A 17,971-nucleotide genomic window follows, 5' to 3' on the forward strand; every position below is an offset into this window, starting at 1 on the left:
GAAGGCGAGGTTCGTGGTGATGATGACGCTGGTCCGCTCATAAAGCTTGCTGATGAGGTGGAACAGCAACTGCCCTCCCGAGCGGGCGAACGGCAGATAACCGAGCTCGTCGAGCACGATCAGGTCGAGCCGCGACAGCTGCGCCGCCAGGGTCCCGCCTTTGCCGATCCGGGTCTCCTCTTCGAGGCGTGTCACCAGATCGACGGTGTTGAAGTAGCGGGCGCGAGCGCCCCTTCGCACGACATTGGCGGTGATCGCGATGGCGAGGTGGGTCTTGCCTGTCCCCGTGCCGCCGACCAGCACGATATTGCGGCGAGGCGGGAGGAAGGAGCCATCGTGAAGGGAGCGGATCATCTCCTCATTGATCGGTGTGCCCTCGAAGCTGAACCGCTCCAGGTCCTTCACCACGGGCAGCCTCGCAGCCGTCATCCGATAGCGGATGGAAGCTGCATCCCGGTGGGTCGCCTCAGCACGGAGCAGGTCGGTCAGTATCTCCATGGTGGTGCGCTTGCGCTGGAGGCCGGTGGTGACCGCCTCGTCGAACGCCGCCGCCATGCCCTTGAGTCCGAGGCCGCGCATCGTGTCGATCATATCATGCCGCTGCATCATAGCCTCGCAGCAGATCATAGCGGGCACAGTCGGCGAGCGGAGGATGCTGCAGCATCCGGTCTTCCGAAGTGACGATGCTGTGGGGTGTCGCCGGCTCGCGGCGCCGGGAGAGGATGTTGAGGATCAGCTCGTCGCTGGCCGTTCCGTTCGCCAACGCTTCGCGCACGGCAGCCTCTACCGGCTCCAGGCCATCGGTGAGCACCGCCGAGAGGACCCGCACGAACCTGCGATCGGCCTCGTCCCCGGTGCCGAGCCTTCGCCGTAATCGGTGCAGGGCGGGCGGCAGATCCCAGTCCTGGAACGGTGCGCCGTTACGCAGCGCGCCGGGCTTGTGCGCGAGGACCGGCAGATAATGCCAGGGATCGTATATCGTGCGGTTCCGACCGAAGTGGCGCTCATGCTCCCCGACGATCGCATCGCCGCAGCGTATGACGATGCGATCGGCATAGGAGCGCACCTGAACGGTCCGGCGTGCGGCCGTCGACATGACCGAGTAGCGGTTGCGATCGAAGCTGATGAGGCAGGTGCCGGTGACGGCATGCTCGCTCTCATGGAAGCCGTCGAACGGTGCCAGGATCGGCTGCAGGGCCGGTCGCTCCATATCCAGCGCCTCGGCGACGGTAATATCCCCGCGTTCGGGATGGGCATGATGCTCGGCCCAGCGCCGGCACTCGGCCTCCAGCCACCCGTTGAGCTCGGCCAGGCTGGCGAACCGGAGTCGCGGCTGGAAGAAGCGGCCTCGGATCGTCTGGACCTGCTGCTCGACCTGGCCCTTCTCCCATCCCGCCGCCGGCGAGCAGGCGGTCGGCTCGACCATGTAATGATCGGTCATGATCAGGAAGCGGCGGTTGAACACACGCTCCTTGCCGGTGAACACGGCCGTCACCGCCGTCTTCATATTATCGTAGATACCGCGTCGCGGCACACCGCCGAAGAACGCGAACGCCCGGGCATGGGCATCGAACAGCATCTCCTGGCCCTCGCGCGGATAGGCCCGGACATAGGGTGCGCGCGAGTCGCAGAGACGCATATGCGCCACCTTCACCCGCATCGGCTTGCCGGCGATCTCCACATCCTCGTGGCTCCAGTCGAACTGGTAGGCCTCACCCGGCTGGAAGGTCATCGGGATGAACGCCGGTGCGCCTTCGCCAGCATCCTTCCGCCGCGCAGCACGCCAGCGCGCCGCATAGCGGCGCACCGCATCATAGGATCCATCGAACCCCTCGCGCACCAGCAGGTCATGGATACGCGTCATCCGTAGCCGATCGCGGCGGCCGCGACCCTCGTTCTCCTCAAGCAGCGCATCGAGACGATCCTGATAAGGACCGATCCGCGGCAGCGGCTGGACTTTGCGCTGATAGTTGAACGCCGCCTCCGGCGACCGGATCGCCTTGCGGACTACCTTCCGCGACAAACGAAGGTCGCGCGCGATCGCCTTGATCGCCTTCCCCGCTGCATGCTCACGCCGAATCCGAACCACTGTCTCCACGATCAACATCCCGTTCTCGCCAACTGATCAAAACCAGTCGGCCGACTAAATCCCCGGGATGAAGGGGTCCTTTTTGCACGCCGATCACCCCACGAAGGGGGTGCCTATTGCACGCTGATCCTCATCATCTATCCTAGCCGCGGTGTGATGATCCTCGAAACGGCGGCTGGATGCTGGGTGGTGCCGCCCGAGCAAGCCTGCTGGCTCCCTTCCAATGAAAATCACCGCGTGCAAACTTCAGCTGGCTTCGAAATGCTCAGCGTTTACTGTCGCGGCAGCGTGCTCCGCCGGCTGCCCGAGGCTCCCGGTGTCGTTGCGGTGAGTGGCCTCCTGCGCGAGTGCATCTTTGCCCTCGAAAAGGCAGCGCCGCGCTCCCGGCGCGTCAGTTTGGCGATCTTGTTCTCCCAGGAAGTGTCCGTCGAAATCGCGCCATCCCTATTCGTCCCTCAACTGCGGTCCTCGCGTCTCAGAAAAATCGAGACCGCTCTCTCGCGGGAGCCGGGGAATGACAAACCATTGTCGGAGTGGGCGAGCGAATTGGGCGCGAGCAGCAGGACCCTGGCTCGCGCATTCGAGCGTGAAGCGAATATGACTTTTACAGATTACAGAAAACAGGTGCGGCTTCGGGCTGCTCTGGTTCGCTTGGCCGAAGGTGAGCCCATCACCAATATCGCCCTGGATTTGTCATTTGGCTCGGCCAGCAATTTCATCCGTATGTTCCGTCAGGCGACCGGCGTCACCCCGGGGAAGTATTTCCAAGGTCAGCCCAAGCGGAGGTAGATGGTCGAACTTCGGCGCGCCGCTAGCTGCGGCTCCAACGGTGGCCGGAATGGGCGAATCTAAGTCATCGGAATCCTTGCCATCGTCACGCGCGGCTTGCGATCGGAGTTCAAGCCTCCCTCCAAAACCGCGTAACCCTGTCCCAGCTATGCTGCCTTGCGAATTGGTGCCTCCTGTCGCTCGAGGAACTCGGAGAGAGCCGCCTTCCGCGATGCGCGATCGAGCGAATAAGCACGCTGCTTGAAGATTCTTCCGTCGAGCAGGGCGGCAATGTAGCCGGCCAGTGTGTCGGCCGCCATAATCAACGCCGCGTCCAGGACATGGATATATTTGCTCGTTACCGACCCCTTCGCATGACCCATAAGGGCGGCGATGGTGACCTCGGTGAAGCCCAGGTCATTACCGATGCTGGCGAAGCTGTGGCGCAGAACATGCGCAGTGACGCCTTCGAGGGGCGAGCCCAAGAATATCTCGTCCCAATGGTTTGGAAAGCCGCCAAATGCTGTGTCCTCCCCACGGGGTCCAGGAAACACATATGTGCCGTTGTCGTCGCCTTGGCGCTGCTCCAGAAACTCCACAACCGGCAAGCCGACGGGGCGAACCGACTTTCCCTCCTTGCTCTCGGAGAGGCGAAGGCAACTTCCGTCGATATCGACATCACACCATTTGAGATTGATAATCTCACCGCGTCGGCAACCCGTAAGTGCGATTTGCCGAATGATATCGATCGTCGGGCCGAACTTCTCGATTTGCGCAGCGGCCTTGAGCATGCGGCCAAGAATTCGATACTCGCCGTCGTTGAGACGCCGCGAACGGACATTGTCTTTGGGACGCTTGATGCCATGCGCGGGATTGCTGTCGATGACGCCGAGATCGACCGCATAGGTCAGTATTCCGCCAATCAACCCTAGCGTCCGAGCCGCCGTGCCTGGCCCGCCACGCACATTGGCGCGGCCGCGGAGCTTTTTGGTCTTGATGAAGGCTTTGGTCTTACCCGCCATGATATCGCGCATGGCTTTGGTGAGGATCGCCTTCGAGAGGTCCTTGACGCGGCGGGATCCGAGGAGCGGGATGACGTGCCGTTCGATCCGGCCCAGATCGATGTCGACGGTCGATTGCTTCTTGGGACGGCCCCCTTTGCCTAGAATGAGCCCGTCCTTGAGATCCTGCATGTAGAGCTCGCAGAGCTCCTTCATCGACATCGCTTTGTTGAGTTCGGCCCGTTCTTCGGCGGGGTCCTCGCCTTGAGCAACCCTGCCCAGTTGGGACTTGGCCTCCCGCCTGGCAGTTTCCGGAGTCCAGACTCCGTGGATGCCGATCGTGTAACGACGCGAGCGGCCTCCGGCGCGATACTGAATGAGATAGCTGCGCTTTCCGGTGGGGAATATCCGCAGCCCGAAGCCAAGGAGTTCATCGTCCCAGAGGACATAGTCCTTCGTCTCTGCTACAGCTGCATCGACAACGCGCTTGGTCAGTTTGACCATCGAGCCTACTCCCGTTTGGCCCGGTTTTCGCGTAAGCACCACGTAAGCACGCGGAAGGAAATCAGGGCGAATTCAAGGTTACGGCAGCGCAGATCGACAAATCAAGAATAGCGTTTGATTATAGTGACTTAGGTTAGAAAAACTTGCTCTGGCGTAGGCTGGCGCAAACATGCTAGTACCCCCTCCGAAGGCGAAGGTCACAGGTTCGAATCCTGTCGGGTGCGCCATTTCATGGCGATTTGAACGTCTTTGCGGATGCTGCATGCCGCGACCGATGCGAGCGGTCCTCGATCAGCTTTATCATGACCGCCGGGCAGGTCAGCGATTGCACGGGCGCGTGCGCTTTGCTCGACGGTCCGCCCAAGGCGCAAGGGATGATGGCCGACGAGGCTATGGCGCCGACTGGTTCCATGCTGGGTCGTCTGAAGGCGGTGACGTGATGAACGATGCGGGGCATCGTCCATAGGAACCCGCGCGACGCGCTACGATCGGCGCCCGAAGGCCTTCTTCGCCGCGGTGGCGCTCGCCGCGACGGTTATCTTCCGATCGATGCGTCCCTACACAATTGGTTCCACATATTGCGAGTCATTTGCATTGCGGAGTGGGTGCTGATCGGGATTCCGCGGTCAGGGCTTTCATTGGGACGGCTCTGGAAGACAGATCGTAGACCGACCGCAGAGACGTCGCGAAGAGCGCGAATAGGCAGACTCATGGCATTTCTCGCCTCGGCAACAATCGGTTTTCCCTTTCATCTTGCGTGACCGCCGTGCGACGAATAAGGCGCTAATGATAATTCTTCGCAATATAGGCCGTGCACGCAGTCATGACACGATCGACCATCCGCACATGGTTCCTGATCCACAAATGGACGAGCATCATGTGCACGGCCTTTTTGCTGATGCTGTGCGTCACGGGCTTGCCGCTGATCTTCCATGACGAGATCGACCTGCTCACCGAGGGGCGCTCGTCCTTCGGCATGCCCGGGGTCGGCTCGTCGGGTGAAGCGCCTGGACTGAGGCCGCTCGACGAGATGCTCGCAAGGGCGCTCGCGGCGCGGCCGGGCGAGGTTCCGGTGTTCATGGCCTTCGACAACGACCAGCCATCGATGACCATCACCACCGCGCCGCGCCCCGACTCGCCGGCCGAGGACATGACGATCCAGCTTTTCGACCGTTCGACGGGCGCCCGGACCGGCGCGGTCGACGAAGATGGTGTGATGCATGTCCTGCTCCAACTCCACACCGACATGTTCCTCGGCCTGCCGGGAATGCTCTTCCTCGGCTTGATGGGCCTGCTTTTCGTGATCGCGATCGTCTCGGGTGTGGTGCTTTACGCGCCCTTCATGCGAAAGCTCGACTTCGGGACGCTGCGCACCTCGCGCAGCCGGCGCGTCAAATGGCTCGACTATCATAATCTGCTGGGCGTCGTCGCGCTGGCGTGGATGACCGTGGTCGGCGCGACCGGGGTGATCAACGCGCTCGCGACGCCGATCTTTCAATATTGGCAGCGAACCGAACTCGCCGAGATGACGAACGCCTATGCCGGCAAAGGCGCGGTGACGCCCGACCGATACGGCTCGATCGACAAGGCGATGGCGGCCGCGCGCAAGGCGATTCCCGGCAACAATCCGCAGTTCATCGCCTTTCCCGGCGGCGCGTTCAGCAGCAAGCATCACTATGCCGTCTTCTTTCAAGGCGACACGCCGCTCACCGAGCGGCTATTGACCTCCGCGCTGATCGATGCCGAGACGGGCGCATTCACCGACGCGCGCCCGATGCCCTGGTATACGAAAGCGCTCGCGCTCTCGCAGCCGCTGCACTTCGGCGACTATGGCGGGCTGCCGCTCAAAATCCTGTGGGCGATCCTGACCCTCTTCACGATCATCATTCTCGGCTCCGGCCTCTATCTCTGGTTGGGCAAGCGCCGATCGGGGACCGACGCGCTCGTCCGCGAGGTCGAAAGCGGCGGCGATGTGGTGCCTGCGGAATGAAGAAACAAAGCCTTCGCGCGATCTTCGCGATGCCTCTGCTGCTCGCACTGGTCAGCATCGTCGGCCTCGTCGTCGCGCTCACCGGCGACGGTCTTCGCGACGCGGTCGCCTGGGCCGCGCTTGCCATGCCCGTTCTCGCCATCGGCTGGGCCATGCGCGCCCGCCGCACCTGACATCCATTGCGCGATCGATCGCGTCAGAAGGGGAATAAAAGTGACCAAGTCCAGCACCCGCGTCGCGATCGGACTCGCCGCCGGCGCATCGATACTCGCGATCGTCGCCCCCGCGGCGGCGCAGCAAGGCGGCGCCGACGATATCGTCGTGACCGCGCAGCGCAACAACCAGACCAAGGTGACGGCAGGCGGCAATGCCGGCGTGTTCGGCGCCAAGGCGGCCGAGGATATCCCGTTCAACATCCGCAGCTATAACGAGGCGCTGATTCTGAACCAGCAACCCGACTCGCTTGGCGAAGTGCTGGAAAATGATCCGACGATCCGCACCGCGCTCGGCTTCGGCATCGCGGGCGAGGTCTTCGTCATCCGCGGCTTCGACCTGTCGTCGGACGATGTCGGTTTCGACGGCCTGTACGGCATCACCCCGCGCCAGATCGTCGCGCCCGAACTCGCCTCGTCGGTCCAGGTGATCAACGGAGCGAGCGCTTTCCTGAACGGCGCTGCGCCGGGCGGCAGCGGCATCGGCGGCAGCGTCAACATCCTCCCCAAAAAGGCCGAGCGCGACGTCATCCGCGCGACCCTCGGCTACACGTCGGCGTCGCATCTGTCGGCAGCGGTCGATGTCGCGCGCCGCTTCGGCGCAGACGACGCGTGGGGCCTGCGCCTCAACGCTTCGGCGCGCCGCGGCGACATCGCGATCGACGATGAATTCCACTCGAGCTACGTCCTTGGCGCGACGCTCGATTACACCAGCGGTCCGCTCCGCGCTGCACTCAGCCTCAACTATCAGCGGCTGAACCAGACGAACTGGCGCGGCCAGGTCGGGGTCGGCGCGCTCATCCCGCGGGCGCCGGACGCCGACACCAACTATTCGCAGCCGTGGAGCCAGATCCTGACCAAGGACTATTTCGGCACCTTCAGCGTCGAGTATGATCTGTCCGACGCCGCGATGCTCTATGCCAAGGTCGGCGCGCGCGACGGGCGCGAGGATCAGACCACCGCCAGCATCACCGTCGCCAATGCGGTGACCGGCGCTGCGATCGGGGCCGGCTCCTATGTGCCGCGCGAGGACAATAATGAATCGGCGACTGCGGGCATCCGCATCAAGCTCGAAGGCGGCGGCGTCAGCCACGAGATCAACGCCGGCGTGGCAGTGAACTGGCAGCTCAACCGCAACGCCTATGATTTCGATTTCGTCGGCTATGCGACCAACCTTTACGACCCCGTCGTCGCGCCGCGCCCCGCGCCGAACCAGTTCGTCGGCGGCGACCTCGACGATGTCTTCCCGATCAGCCGCAGCCGCCTGTCGAGCGTCTTCGTGTCGAACACGCTCGGCTTCTGGGACGACCGCATCCTGATCACCGGCGGCCTGCGCCTGCAGGAGATCAAAACGACCTCTTACTCCTACGCCGATGGCGCGCGCACCGGCGGTTACAAGGAATCGGCAGTGACCCCGGTGATCGGCCTCGTCGTCAAGCCGGTCGAGGGCGTGTCGCTGTACGCCAACCGCATCGAGGGCCTGATCGCAGGCGCGACCGCGCCGGCCGGCTACGACGACGACAATAATCCGCTGACCGAGCCGCTCGTTGTGGTCAACGGCGGTGCGGCGCTGCCGCCGGTCAAGTCGAAGCAGTATGAAGTCGGCGGCAAGCTCAATTTCGGCCGCTTCAACGCCGGCGTCGCGCTGTTCCGCATCGACAAGCCCAATAGCTTCGTTGACCCGGTGACGATCGTCTTCGGCAATTACGGCACCCAGCGGAACAAGGGCGTCGAGATCACGCTCGACGGCGAGCCGGTCGACGGCCTCCGGATCATCTCGGGCCTCACCATCCTCGACGCCAAGCTTCGCCGCACGGAAGCGGGGCTCAATGAAGGCAATGATGTCGTAGGCGTTCCCGAATTGCTCGCCAACGCCAATATCGAATGGGACCTGCCTTTCCTGCCGGCGCTGACGCTGACCGGCCGCGTCGTCTACACCGGCCAGCAGGCCGCGAACGCGACCAACACGCTCGAGCTGAGCAGCTGGACGCGCTTCGACCTCGGCGCGCGCTATGTCGCGCAGGTCGGCCAGACCCCGCTGACGCTGCGCTTCTACGTCGATAATGTCGCCGACAAGCGCTATTGGGCGACGGCCTATAATGCGTTCAGCGCTTTCGGCACCCGGCTGCTCCAGGGCGGCCCGCGCACCTTCAAGGCATCGGCTTCGATCGAATTCTGAAGAACCGAAAGCGCCCGGCGGGCCGGTCGCCCGTCGCGCCGCGTGCTGACATTCGAGAGAGGGACGTGCGGCCCGCCGCGGAGGGAAGCCAAGCTCCGCTACGGGCCGCAACAGTATCTCTACTGCAAAAGTAGAGTGACATTACCGCGGCGATCTGGCTAGTTACCCGCCCAACGAAACAACGCAGCAGGGCTTCGACTCGTCGCCCTTTTCTCCCGGAATGGCCGCCAAAAAAGGACTCATCATTCGGCATGTGCCGCACGAAGGGATCGCGGGCTTCCGCGAGCCCGTCGAGTCGGCCGGCTATGCGCTCGATCGGATCGATGTCGATGATCCGGCGTTCGGATCGATCGACCTGACCCAGCCCGATCTGCTGATCATGATGGGTGGGCCGATGGGGGTGTATGAGCAGGACCGCCATCCATGGATCGCGTGCCAGTTGAAGCGGCTCGCGCGGCGGCTGGAAGCCGATCGGCCGACGCTCGGCGTCTGCTTCGGCGCCCAAATGATCGCCGCCGCGCTCGGCGCCCGGGTCTATCCGGGGCCGGCGAAGGAGGTCGGCTTTCACCCGCTGACCGACGTCGATCCCGCATCGCCGCTCGCGCTTCTGGCCGATGTCGACGTGCTGCACTGGCACGGCGACACGTTCGACTTGCCCGACGGTGTCGAGCTGATCGCGTCGACGCCGGCCTATCCGCATCAGGCGTTCAAGCGGGGTCCCAACATCCTCGCGCTGCAATTCCATGCCGAAATGGGCCTCGACCCGCGTTTCGAGGAATGGATCGGCCAATGGCCGGAGGCGCTGGAAGAGGTGGGCACCAATCCCGCGGCCATGCGTGCGCGCCACGCCGAATGCGGCCCCGCTGCGGTCGCGGCGGGACGGCGGATGATCACCGCCTGGCTTGCCCAACTGACGACGTGAGGCAAATGGGACGGCGCGATCGGGTGCGCGTCAGACGTTTCACTTGCAAAGTTAAATCGGGTGACGCCCGCGCTGACGGCGAACCGGCGATCGGTCCGGATCGACCGGCGCACAGCATTTCCTTTGCCGCGCGGATGTCGCGATATGCCGCACACGGGCTGTTACAGCTGTTCAGACAGGCTTTTCCGCCGTTGCGCCCGGCGTTCCGTTACGTCAATGCAGCCAAAATTTAGGGTAACATGATACGCGAATCATGGTTGCACGTAACTTGATTTAGACTTCCGATGCTCTACACCCAAGGCTGTGCAGGGTGACCCAGACAATTACATCAGTCTCCTTTCGGCCGCGCAAATCGAAACGTTGCGGCTGGTTTTTGAGCACAAAAATTCCAAGGAGATCGCTCGCATAATGGATGTTTCGCCGCATACTGTCGACGAACGCGTGCGAAGGGCCTTAAAAAAACTTAATGTTTCTAACCGAATAGAGGCCGCGACGATTTTGGCGCGTAACGGTGTATTCGACCAGGTTACTCCTTATCAGCCTTTGACATATCAATTGTTCGACCTAGGCGCTGCAGCCCCTGCCGATGAAGCCGGTGTGGGGCGCAGTTCGATCCGGCGGCTGCTCAATATCGGTTCGCCATTTCCTACCGCGTCCCAGCCGGCCAACCGGCATGGGTTGATGGAAAGGATTATCTGGCCGATCCTGATCGCGTTCGCGACCATTTTGGCATTTTCCGCTCTCTACTCGATCCTTGTCGGTCTTGGTCGTGTTTTGACCTGAATGTTGCGGGGGGAAACCGCTGGCATTCGTTTACAAGGACCGACTGTTATGCTGAACGAACGACTCTCCGCCGCGAAGAAGATCGCTGCCGACCTGCACCAGGCCGAAGACGCGATCGACGAAACCATGATCCGCATTGCCCAGCTGGCTGCAACGCTGCCCACCGTCCGCCGCGACATCAACATGTCCGCGATCGTCGGCCAGGAAGCGATGGCCAAGGTTGCGCATGCGCTCGCCGCCGCCGGCGAAGTCCGCCAGCTCCTCACCGACGCGCATATCTCGCTCACGGCGACGCAGAAGCAGATCGGCCTTGGCGCCCGCATGTTCGGCGCCGGTGTCAAGCCGCCCGAAATTTCGACCGAAACCAGCAGCGGCGGTGTCGCCGAGGTCGCGCACCTCTCGCTCGCCAAGGCATCTTAATTCAAGGACGACGATCCGAATGTGGACCGTGGCGACATATTATGGGGTATTGCTGCTCACCGTTGCCGTCGCGATGTGGCGCGGCGGTACATTGGAACGCTGGGCAGCCTATACCGCACTGCTCGCCTCGGTCTGCACGTCCTTCCTGGCACCTGCTCCGGATTGGTCTCACATTGAATATAGTATCTTCGCAATCGACATCATCGCGCTTGCGAGCTTCTGGTTCATCGCTCTGAAAACCCAGCGGTTCTGGCCTTACTGGATCACCGGTTGGCAATTGATCGCGATTTTCGGGCATCTCCAGAAGCTGATGTTTTCGGAGATATTGGCGCGTCCCTATGCGCTGCTTTCAATGTATATCTCATACCCGATCCTCTTTGTGATCCTCTATGCATCGGGTTCGACCAAACGGAGAGGAGACGCCACGGCGGGATGATCGGCGCCCCTAAGGGTCTCATCACAATGCAGCAGTTTTCGAACCAAGAGATTGCCGATATCCGGTCGCGTATAGACCAGATCCACGACCTCCTCGCCAAAAATGCCGGCGACGAGGCGATCGGGACGATGCGCGCGGATTTTCTTACCGATGTTGCGACGCCGCAGCCGCGGCTGATCGACCAATTGTCCCTGAGCATCCAGGTTCGCCGGATGCGCAGGACCCATTTCGGCACCGCGCAAATGTCGGGTCCGACGTGGGATATGATGCTCGACCTGATGCTCGCCAATGCGAATGGGCGCACATTGAGCGCGAGCGACTTGGCCACCGGGGCAGGTGTCCCGCTGTCGTCGGGCCTTCGCATGATCGCGTCGCTCGAGGCGATGGGATTGGTCAAACGCTCGATCGACGAACGCGACCGCCGTCGTTCGATCGTCCGTCTGACCGACAGCGGCATCGAACGCATGGCGAGCTATTTCGAGAAATTCGCGCTCGCCGTCCAGAACAGCAATTTGCGCGCCGTCTGAGGCGCTGCGCGATCGGATGCGGCGTGGGGGCCGCGTCGATCCTTATTCGGTCCGCTCGCGGATCATCCGGTCGATCTTGACCATCGCGTCGCGCTTGATCTGGCAGACGCGTGCGGCGCTGACATCGAGCGTCAGGCCGATCTCCTGCAAATTCAGCTCCTCGAAGAAATAGAGCTGCAGCACCATCTGTTCGCGGGCCGACAATTGCTCGATGCAATTCCGCAGCGCCTCCAGCAAATCTTCCTGCTCCAGCGCGTCGCCCGCACCCATCCGGTCGTCGGCAAACAGGAAGGCGCCGCTGTCGACGAGCTCGTCGAGCGACGTCGACCGGCCATGGGTCGCGCTCTTTTCCAGCGCAAAATAATCTTCGGCCGACAGGTCGAGCGCCTCGGCGATTTCGGCAGCCGTCGGCGTGCGAAGCAGCGTCTGTTCGAGCGCCGCGCGCGTCGTGTGGAGCTGGCGCGCGGCGGCCATGGCCGAGCGGCCGACATCGGCCTCGCGCCGCTGTTGATCGATCATCGCGCCGCGGATGCGGGTCGTGGCATAGGTGGCGAAGGCGAAACCGCGCTCTTCATAGGCTCGGCTCGCCTCAATCAGCGCGATCAGCCCGACCTGGATAAGATCCTCGAGGTCGCTCGTCCGCGACACCCGCGAATGCACCTGCCAGGCGATCTTGCGCACGAGCGGCGCATATTCCTCGATCAGCGTCTCGGCGCTTTCGCCGTAACCGTAGGGGCGCGGGGCCTTGGCCGCCCCGAACTGGTCGGGGGACTCAATTTTCATGGGGCTCGTCCTTCATCTGGGCATCTTCGCCGCCGGTGAGGCGCGGGACGTCGGCGCCGATCGTCGCCACGATCTCGGTCGCCTTGTTCGCCGGGATTTCGAGGTAGGAGATCACGGCGACATCCGGGAACGTCGCGCGCACCAATCGCGACAGCGCGGAGCGGCAGAGCGGCGAAGCGACGAGCGCGAAGCTGCGCGTCGACAGCAGCAGCGGTTCGACCGCATGTCCGATCTGTTCGACGATCTTCATCGCCATGCCATGCTCGAACGGCCATTCGGCGCCGGGATTGGCGCGCACCGCTTGATTGAGCAAAACCTCGATGTCGGGCGCGAAGGTCACGACGGGCAGCGGCATCCGGCTCGGCACGATCGTCTGGACGATCAGCGCGCCGATGCGCTGGCGGACGGCCTCGACCAGGTCGCCGTCGCCGAGCTGCTGGCCGCTGAGCGCGACCATCGCTTCGGCGATCTTGCGGAAATCGCGCAGCGGAATGCGCTCGACGAGCAGCGCCTTGCACAGCGCCGCGACGCGCGGCAGCGCATAGCCCTGCGGGCTAAGGTTCGCCGCGAGCTGTGGATATTGCGTCTTCAGATTGTCGATCAGCGCTTGCGCATCGTCGATGCCGAACAGCTCGGCGGCCGAGCCGACGATGCTGTTGTTGAGATGCGTCGCGACGACGGTCGCCGGATCGACGACGGTATAGCCCGCCGCGATCGCGTCATTCTGCGAGGATTTGGGAATCCACAGCGCGTCGAGGCCGAAGGTCGGGTCCTTGCACGGGCGCCCGGTGACGGTGGCGACGAGGTCGCCGGAATCGAGGGCGAGCATCTCGTTGGGATAGACCTCGTCCTCGCCGACGATCACGCCGGCGACGGAGATGCGATAGACATTGCCCGGCAGCGACAGGTCGTCGCTGACCTTCACCGGCGGGATGACGAAGCCGAGTTCCTTCGACAGCGAGCGGCGGATGCCGGTGATCCGGGTCATCAGCGGCGCGCCCTTGCGTTCATCGACGAGCGCGACGAGCGCATAGCCGATCTCGAGCTGGCACGGGCCGATATCGCTGACGTCAGCCCATTCGATATGATGCGGGTCGGCGGCGGGCGCCGGCGGGGGAGGGGCGGTTTCGGCGAGCTGCGCCGCCTTGCGCAGCTGCCATCCGATCGTGCCGGCGATGGCGGCGGCGGGCAGGATCAGGAGCTGCGGCATGGCGGGAACGAGGCCCAGCACGAACAGCACGCCCGACACCGCCATCCACACATGCGGCGAGGCGAACTGGCTGCCGATCTGGCCGCTGAGATCATGCGGCGACGAAACGCGGGTGACGATGGCGGCGGCGGCGATCGAGAGCAGCAACGCCGGGATCTGCGCGACGAGCGCGTCGCCGATCGCGAGCGTGACATAGGTGCTGCCGGCCTCCGAAAAGCTGAGGCCATGGCTGAACATGCCGAGGATCAGTCCGCCGACGATATTGACGAACAGGATCAGCAGGCCGGCGACGGCGTCGCCCTTTACGAATTTCGAGGCGCCGTCCATCGAGCCGTAGAAGTCGGCCTCGGTCGCGACTTCGACCCGGCGCGCCTTGGCTTCCTCGGGGGTGAGCAGCCCGGCGTTGAGATCGGCGTCGATCGCCATCTGCTTGCCCGGCAAGGCGTCGAGGGTGAAGCGTGCCGACACTTCGGACACACGCCCGGCGCCCTTGGTGATGACGACGAGGTTGATGATCATCAGCACGAAGAAGACGAACAGGCCGACGACATAATCGCCGCCGATCAGCACCTGCCCGAAGGCTTCGATGACATTGCCCGCCGCGTGCGTGCCTTCGTGGCCGTGGACGAGCACGACCCGCGTCGAGGCGACGTTCAGCGCGAGACGGAACAGCGTCGCGAGCAGCAGCACGGTCGGAAAGGACGAGAAGTCGAGCGGTTTGGACGCCTGCAGCGCGACCATCAGGATCAGCAGGCTGATCATGATGTTCGCGACGAAGCTGATGTCGAGGATGATCGGCGATACAGGGATCACCATCAGCGCGACGAGGATCAGCATCGCCGCGGGCAGCGCGGCGCCGGTGGCGACGCGCAGCACGCCGCGCGGGGTCAGCCCGCCGATCATGCGCTACCTCCCAGCGACGCAAGGCGCCGATAGGCGCTTGCGGCGAAGTCCATCGACAATTTCTTGGGCATGGGCTGAATATCCATCATCGGAAGCGGCGGGCGGTTTCCGCCATTTGCGCCGCTCGCGCTGGCCATCTGCATGCGCCAGCCCGAAGACGGCGCGGGCATCCCCGGCATCATGCCGGGGCCGCCGTCCTGATCGAGCTTGGCGCGGAAAAATTCGCGGATCTCGCCGAGGCTGCGCATGCTGCCGTCGGCGTTATAGAAGACGGGGCGGTTCGCCGCCGCGGCGTCGGGCATCATCGTCGCGCCCGGCAGGTCGGGATTGTCCGACCAGGCGCCGAGGAAGCGCGCGGCGCCCGCCGAGCCGAGAAAATGGGCGAGATACAGATCGACCGGTTCGGCGGCGCGGCCGATGCGGCCTTCGATATAGTCCCGATTGTCCGAGGTCAGCGCTGCGGCCATGTTCGACGCGGCGACGGGGTCGTCGCGGAGGCCGAGAATCTGGTCGCGGAGCATCGGGTCAGCAATGCTGAGGCGTCCCGAGGCGTCCTGGCCGATCGCATTGGCGGCCCAGCCGAGCCCGTGGTCGGCGCCGTGGCGGCGCAGCGTCGCGAGCCAGGTCTGCTTGGTGAACTGATAGAGACCGCGGGCGGAAGAGGTCGATGCCTTGGCGGTCGGATTGAAACGGCTCTCGACCCGCGCGACATCGACCAGATAGTCGAAATCGACCCCGGTGCGCGCCGATGCATTCTGCACCGCGTCCATGACGGGGACGGGGCGCGCCGCCGGTGTCAGTGAAGGGTTGATCGGGTTCATGCCGTTGGTTCCGCTGTTTCAGCAAAGGCTGACTCGGAAGACCAAAAGCAATCATCGTGCCATTTTCCGGAAACTCACCGGAACATACGACTTATCAATAGTTTAGGGCGAAACCCTGGTGATGCCCGATCCCGCGGATCTGGTGATTTGCGTCAATCCTCTGACGCGTCCATTCCTTGAGGACGTTGACGCGGATCGCGGCGGCTTCGAGTTGCGCGAGCGTTTTGGTGATCAGCGTCCGCGCCTGCGCTTCTTTGCCCGCAGGGATCGCCGTGCCGCGAAACAGGATCACCGCGGTCGCGAGCTCCTCAGTCGCGGCGATGATCGCGCCGGCATCCTGCCCGTCGAGCGCGCCGACGAGGATATCCAGTTTCGTCTGAACGGTCTCGAGCGGCATTATCCCGTGCGTCCCTCGGCATAGCGGAGCATCGCGAGCGCGATATTCTTGGCGTCGGCGCGGTAGGTGCCCTCGGCGATCGCGGCGCGCAGCGACGCAATGCGCGCGGCGTCGATCGGCGGCGCCTGCGCCGCGAGGTCGCTGGCGAGACGGATCAATTTCGCGCCGGGAACGGTGTCGGACGCCGGCGCGCGCGTCGGGACGGCGTTCGCCGCCTCCGCGCTGCCCGCGATCTTGCGCACGGGAGTGATGCGGGTGATTCCACCCACCGGCCCGATCTTGCTGTCTCCCGACATGGCTGCCTCCATTGTGCCTCGTCAGAAAATCGACAGAGGCGTCTCACAGGCGTTTAACGACAGGTGCTTCGGGGGATTAAGGGTCAGTTACCGAAAAAATGAAAAAGAAGCCCGGCGACGTCGGAAAGTCGACGCCGCCGGGCCAGTGGGGCTTAAATCGTCGGGGCTTGCCGTGTCAGGGCGTCAGTCCATCAGGCGCGCACGGCCGGGGCCGGTGACCACGGCGCTCATCAAGTTCTTGGGGTCATTGCCGCGCAGCGCGATCGTCTCGCCGACACGGCCGTCCTGGGTCGCAACGGCCGAATAGCTGACCGAAAAGCTCTCGGTCTCGATCGAAACGCGCACCGCATCGCCGCGCCGGATCGCCGGGGTCGAGGCGGGCGCGGCAAAGCCTGCCGGTGTTGCGGTCGCGCCGACCGGCGGCGTCATCGGAACGCGCAGCCGCCAGCCCAGCGACGCGCAGCGGACCGCGAGTGTCTGGGCATCGATCGCGGCGACGGTCGCCTGCTCGGGACAGCGCGCCAGCTTGATGCGGCGGTCGATCGGGGTCGCGGTGCGGCCCATGCTGTTCGCGGCCATCTGGGTCAGCGCGTCGATCGTCTGCCAGTCCTCGGTCGCCTGCTGCGCATTGGCGGCGGGGAGGGCGATCAGGGGCGCGGCGATGCACAAGGCAAATCTGCGGGTCATGTCGGAAATCCTTGTTGGTCCAAATTGGCCGCGAAAATCGGGCGCGAACCGAATTGCAGGATGCGTGCCAATTGCGCTCTGCCGCGGCTTTGCGGGGATCGCCGGCCGGGCACGTCAATCTTTTGACTGGCGGCGGGTCGAGGTTGTTCCAGTCGAGCCCCGTGACCGCACAACCTGATGTAAAATAAAGATAAATTGATTCTGGCACGGCCATTGCATCAGGCCTTGGTGTTTTTCCGCGCGTCCGGGTCGTCCCGGTCCGGACCCCGGCGAAAGGATTTGAGATGGCAACCGAGAAGCTCTTTGGCTTGCACGCGACGGCGCTCCAGCTGCGCAGCCAGCGGATGATGATGCTCGCGTCGAACATCGCCAATGCCGCCACGCCCAATTACAAGGCGCGCGACCTCGATTTCTCGAAGGCGCTCGACCTCGCCCAGCAGGGCGCGTCGACCGGCGGCGCGATCGAAGGCGCCACCGCCTATCGTGTGCCGGTCCAGCCCTCGCTTGACGGCAACACCGTCGAAATGTCGACCGAGCAGACCGCCTATGCCGAGAACGCGCTCGCCTATCGGTCGAGCCTCGCCTTCCTCAACGGCCGCATCAACACGCTGTCGCGTGCGATCAAGGGCGAATGACCATGAACGGCAATTTCTCGGTCTTCGATATCAGCGGGCGCGCCATGTCGGCGCAGCTCGTCCGCCTCAACACCACGGCGTCGAACCTCGCCAATGCGGGCACCGTCGCGGGCAGCGAGGCCGAGGCCTTCCGCTCGATGAAGCCCGTGTTCCGCACCGTCATGGATGCCCAGGGCCGCGCGACCGTCCAGGTCGACCAGGTTACGACAAGCAAGATGGCGCCTTCGAAGCGCCACGACCCGTCGAACCCGCTTGCCGACAAGGACGGCAATGTGTGGGAGGCCGCGGTCGATAGCGCGGCCGAGCTGGTCGAGATGGTCGAGACCGCGCGCCAGTATCAGAACAATGTCCAGGTCCTGGAAACCGCAAAGGGCCTGATCAACGAGACGCTGCGGTTGGGACAATGAG

General features: G+C 63.8%; 21 protein-coding genes. 12 read left to right on the forward strand and 9 right to left on the reverse strand.

The annotated features are described in order from the left end of the window. On the reverse strand, positions 1 to 609 hold a 609-nt coding region (locus ATE67_RS06175; protein ID WP_269433433.1), incomplete at its 3' end, for an ATP-binding protein. Further along, entirely contained in the window at positions 593 to 2,107 is a 1,515-nt protein-coding gene (gene istA / locus ATE67_RS06180) for an IS21 family transposase (protein WP_021238707.1), read from the reverse strand. The genes ATE67_RS06175 and istA, both read right to left, overlap by 17 nt. 117 nt (positions 2,108 to 2,224) lie before the next feature. Here istA and ATE67_RS06185 point away from each other — a divergent pair, with 117 nt between their 5' ends. Next, positions 2,225 to 2,878 (forward strand): AraC family transcriptional regulator, encoded by a 654-nt coding sequence (locus ATE67_RS06185; protein ID WP_269433443.1) that lies wholly within the window; start codon positions 2,225 to 2,227, stop codon positions 2,876 to 2,878. Positions 2,879 to 3,024: 146 nt separating this feature from the next. Here the strand turns inward: ATE67_RS06185 and ATE67_RS06190 are convergent, their stop codons facing one another. Then, the gene (locus tag ATE67_RS06190) at positions 3,025 to 4,362 is read right to left on the reverse strand and encodes a tyrosine-type recombinase/integrase (protein WP_058815882.1); all 1,338 of its coding nucleotides are present in this window, start codon (positions 4,360 to 4,362) and stop codon (positions 3,025 to 3,027) included. Between the two features lie 239 nt (positions 4,363 to 4,601). Here ATE67_RS06190 and ATE67_RS22090 point away from each other — a divergent pair, with 239 nt between their 5' ends. From ATE67_RS22090 to ATE67_RS06230, 9 genes are all read left to right on the forward strand, one after another. Further along, the gene (locus tag ATE67_RS22090; protein ID WP_058815883.1) at positions 4,602 to 4,802 is read left to right on the forward strand and encodes a hypothetical protein; all 201 of its coding nucleotides are present in this window, start codon (positions 4,602 to 4,604) and stop codon (positions 4,800 to 4,802) included. 383 nt (positions 4,803 to 5,185) lie between these two features. Beyond that, entirely contained in the window at positions 5,186 to 6,352 is a 1,167-nt protein-coding gene (locus tag ATE67_RS06200) for a PepSY-associated TM helix domain-containing protein (protein ID WP_058815884.1), read from the forward strand. Then, a complete protein-coding gene (locus ATE67_RS21645) occupies positions 6,349 to 6,525 on the forward strand; it encodes a hypothetical protein (RefSeq protein ID WP_197411888.1) in 177 nt (58 codons plus the stop codon). The genes ATE67_RS06200 and ATE67_RS21645 overlap by 4 nt, the downstream gene beginning before the upstream one ends. A gap of 40 nt (positions 6,526 to 6,565) precedes the next feature. Next, positions 6,566 to 8,743 (forward strand): TonB-dependent receptor, encoded by a 2,178-nt coding sequence (locus tag ATE67_RS06205; RefSeq protein WP_058815885.1) that lies wholly within the window; start codon positions 6,566 to 6,568, stop codon positions 8,741 to 8,743. Positions 8,744 to 8,963: 220 nt separating this feature from the next. Next, positions 8,964 to 9,665, forward strand: a complete 702-nt coding sequence (locus ATE67_RS06210) for a glutamine amidotransferase (RefSeq protein WP_058815886.1) — start codon at positions 8,964 to 8,966, stop codon at positions 9,663 to 9,665. 303 nt (positions 9,666 to 9,968) lie between these two features. Further along, complete coding sequence (locus ATE67_RS06215; protein WP_058815887.1) at positions 9,969 to 10,448, forward strand: response regulator transcription factor; 480 nt, start codon at positions 9,969 to 9,971, stop codon at positions 10,446 to 10,448. A 48-nt stretch (positions 10,449 to 10,496) separates the two neighbouring features. Continuing rightward, the gene (locus tag ATE67_RS06220) at positions 10,497 to 10,868 is read left to right on the forward strand and encodes a hypothetical protein (protein ID WP_058815888.1); all 372 of its coding nucleotides are present in this window, start codon (positions 10,497 to 10,499) and stop codon (positions 10,866 to 10,868) included. 19 nt (positions 10,869 to 10,887) lie between these two features. Next, positions 10,888 to 11,304 carry a hypothetical protein gene (locus tag ATE67_RS06225; RefSeq protein WP_058815889.1) on the forward strand — a complete coding sequence of 139 codons (417 nt, stop codon included), beginning with the start codon at positions 10,888 to 10,890 and terminating at the stop codon, positions 11,302 to 11,304. After that, a complete protein-coding gene (locus tag ATE67_RS06230) occupies positions 11,301 to 11,831 on the forward strand; it encodes a MarR family winged helix-turn-helix transcriptional regulator (RefSeq protein WP_231728068.1) in 531 nt (176 codons plus the stop codon). Before ATE67_RS06225 ends, ATE67_RS06230 begins: the two co-directional genes overlap by 4 nt. Before the next feature lie 42 nt (positions 11,832 to 11,873). Here the strand turns inward: ATE67_RS06230 and ATE67_RS06235 are convergent, their stop codons facing one another. The 6 genes from ATE67_RS06235 to ATE67_RS06260 form a co-directional block, all read right to left on the reverse strand. Further along, on the reverse strand, positions 11,874 to 12,614 hold the full coding sequence (locus ATE67_RS06235) for a sigma-70 family RNA polymerase sigma factor (protein WP_058815890.1): 741 nt from the start codon (positions 12,612 to 12,614) through the stop codon (positions 11,874 to 11,876). Then, complete coding sequence (flhA, locus tag ATE67_RS06240) at positions 12,604 to 14,727, reverse strand: flagellar biosynthesis protein FlhA (RefSeq protein ID WP_058815891.1); 2,124 nt, start codon at positions 14,725 to 14,727, stop codon at positions 12,604 to 12,606. Before flhA ends, ATE67_RS06235 begins: the two co-directional genes overlap by 11 nt. Then, positions 14,724 to 15,548 carry a transglycosylase SLT domain-containing protein gene (locus ATE67_RS06245; protein ID WP_058815892.1) on the reverse strand — a complete coding sequence of 275 codons (825 nt, stop codon included), beginning with the start codon at positions 15,546 to 15,548 and terminating at the stop codon, positions 14,724 to 14,726. Before ATE67_RS06245 ends, flhA begins: the two co-directional genes overlap by 4 nt. A 94-nt stretch (positions 15,549 to 15,642) precedes the next feature. Continuing rightward, positions 15,643 to 15,945, reverse strand: a complete 303-nt coding sequence (locus tag ATE67_RS06250) for a hypothetical protein (RefSeq protein WP_058815893.1) — start codon at positions 15,943 to 15,945, stop codon at positions 15,643 to 15,645. After that, positions 15,945 to 16,241, reverse strand: coding sequence for a flagellar biosynthesis anti-sigma factor FlgM (gene flgM / locus ATE67_RS06255; protein ID WP_197411889.1), 297 nt, complete (start codon positions 16,239 to 16,241; stop codon positions 15,945 to 15,947). Before flgM ends, ATE67_RS06250 begins: the two co-directional genes overlap by 1 nt. A 183-nt stretch (positions 16,242 to 16,424) precedes the next feature. Beyond that, positions 16,425 to 16,928, reverse strand: a complete 504-nt coding sequence (locus tag ATE67_RS06260) for a flagella basal body P-ring formation protein FlgA (RefSeq protein WP_058815895.1) — start codon at positions 16,926 to 16,928, stop codon at positions 16,425 to 16,427. 284 nt (positions 16,929 to 17,212) lie between these two features. Between ATE67_RS06260 and flgB the strand changes: the two genes are divergently transcribed. After that, the gene (flgB, locus tag ATE67_RS06265; protein WP_058815896.1) at positions 17,213 to 17,563 is read left to right on the forward strand and encodes a flagellar basal body rod protein FlgB; all 351 of its coding nucleotides are present in this window, start codon (positions 17,213 to 17,215) and stop codon (positions 17,561 to 17,563) included. Then, on the forward strand, positions 17,560 to 17,970 hold the full coding sequence (gene flgC, locus ATE67_RS06270) for a flagellar basal body rod protein FlgC (RefSeq protein WP_058815897.1): 411 nt from the start codon (positions 17,560 to 17,562) through the stop codon (positions 17,968 to 17,970). The genes flgB and flgC overlap by 4 nt, the downstream gene beginning before the upstream one ends. The last annotated feature ends 1 nt before the right edge of the window (position 17,971 follow it).

The sequence above is a fragment of the Sphingopyxis sp. H050 genome, assembly GCF_001468265.1.
Lineage (GTDB): Bacteria > Pseudomonadota > Alphaproteobacteria > Sphingomonadales > Sphingomonadaceae > Sphingopyxis.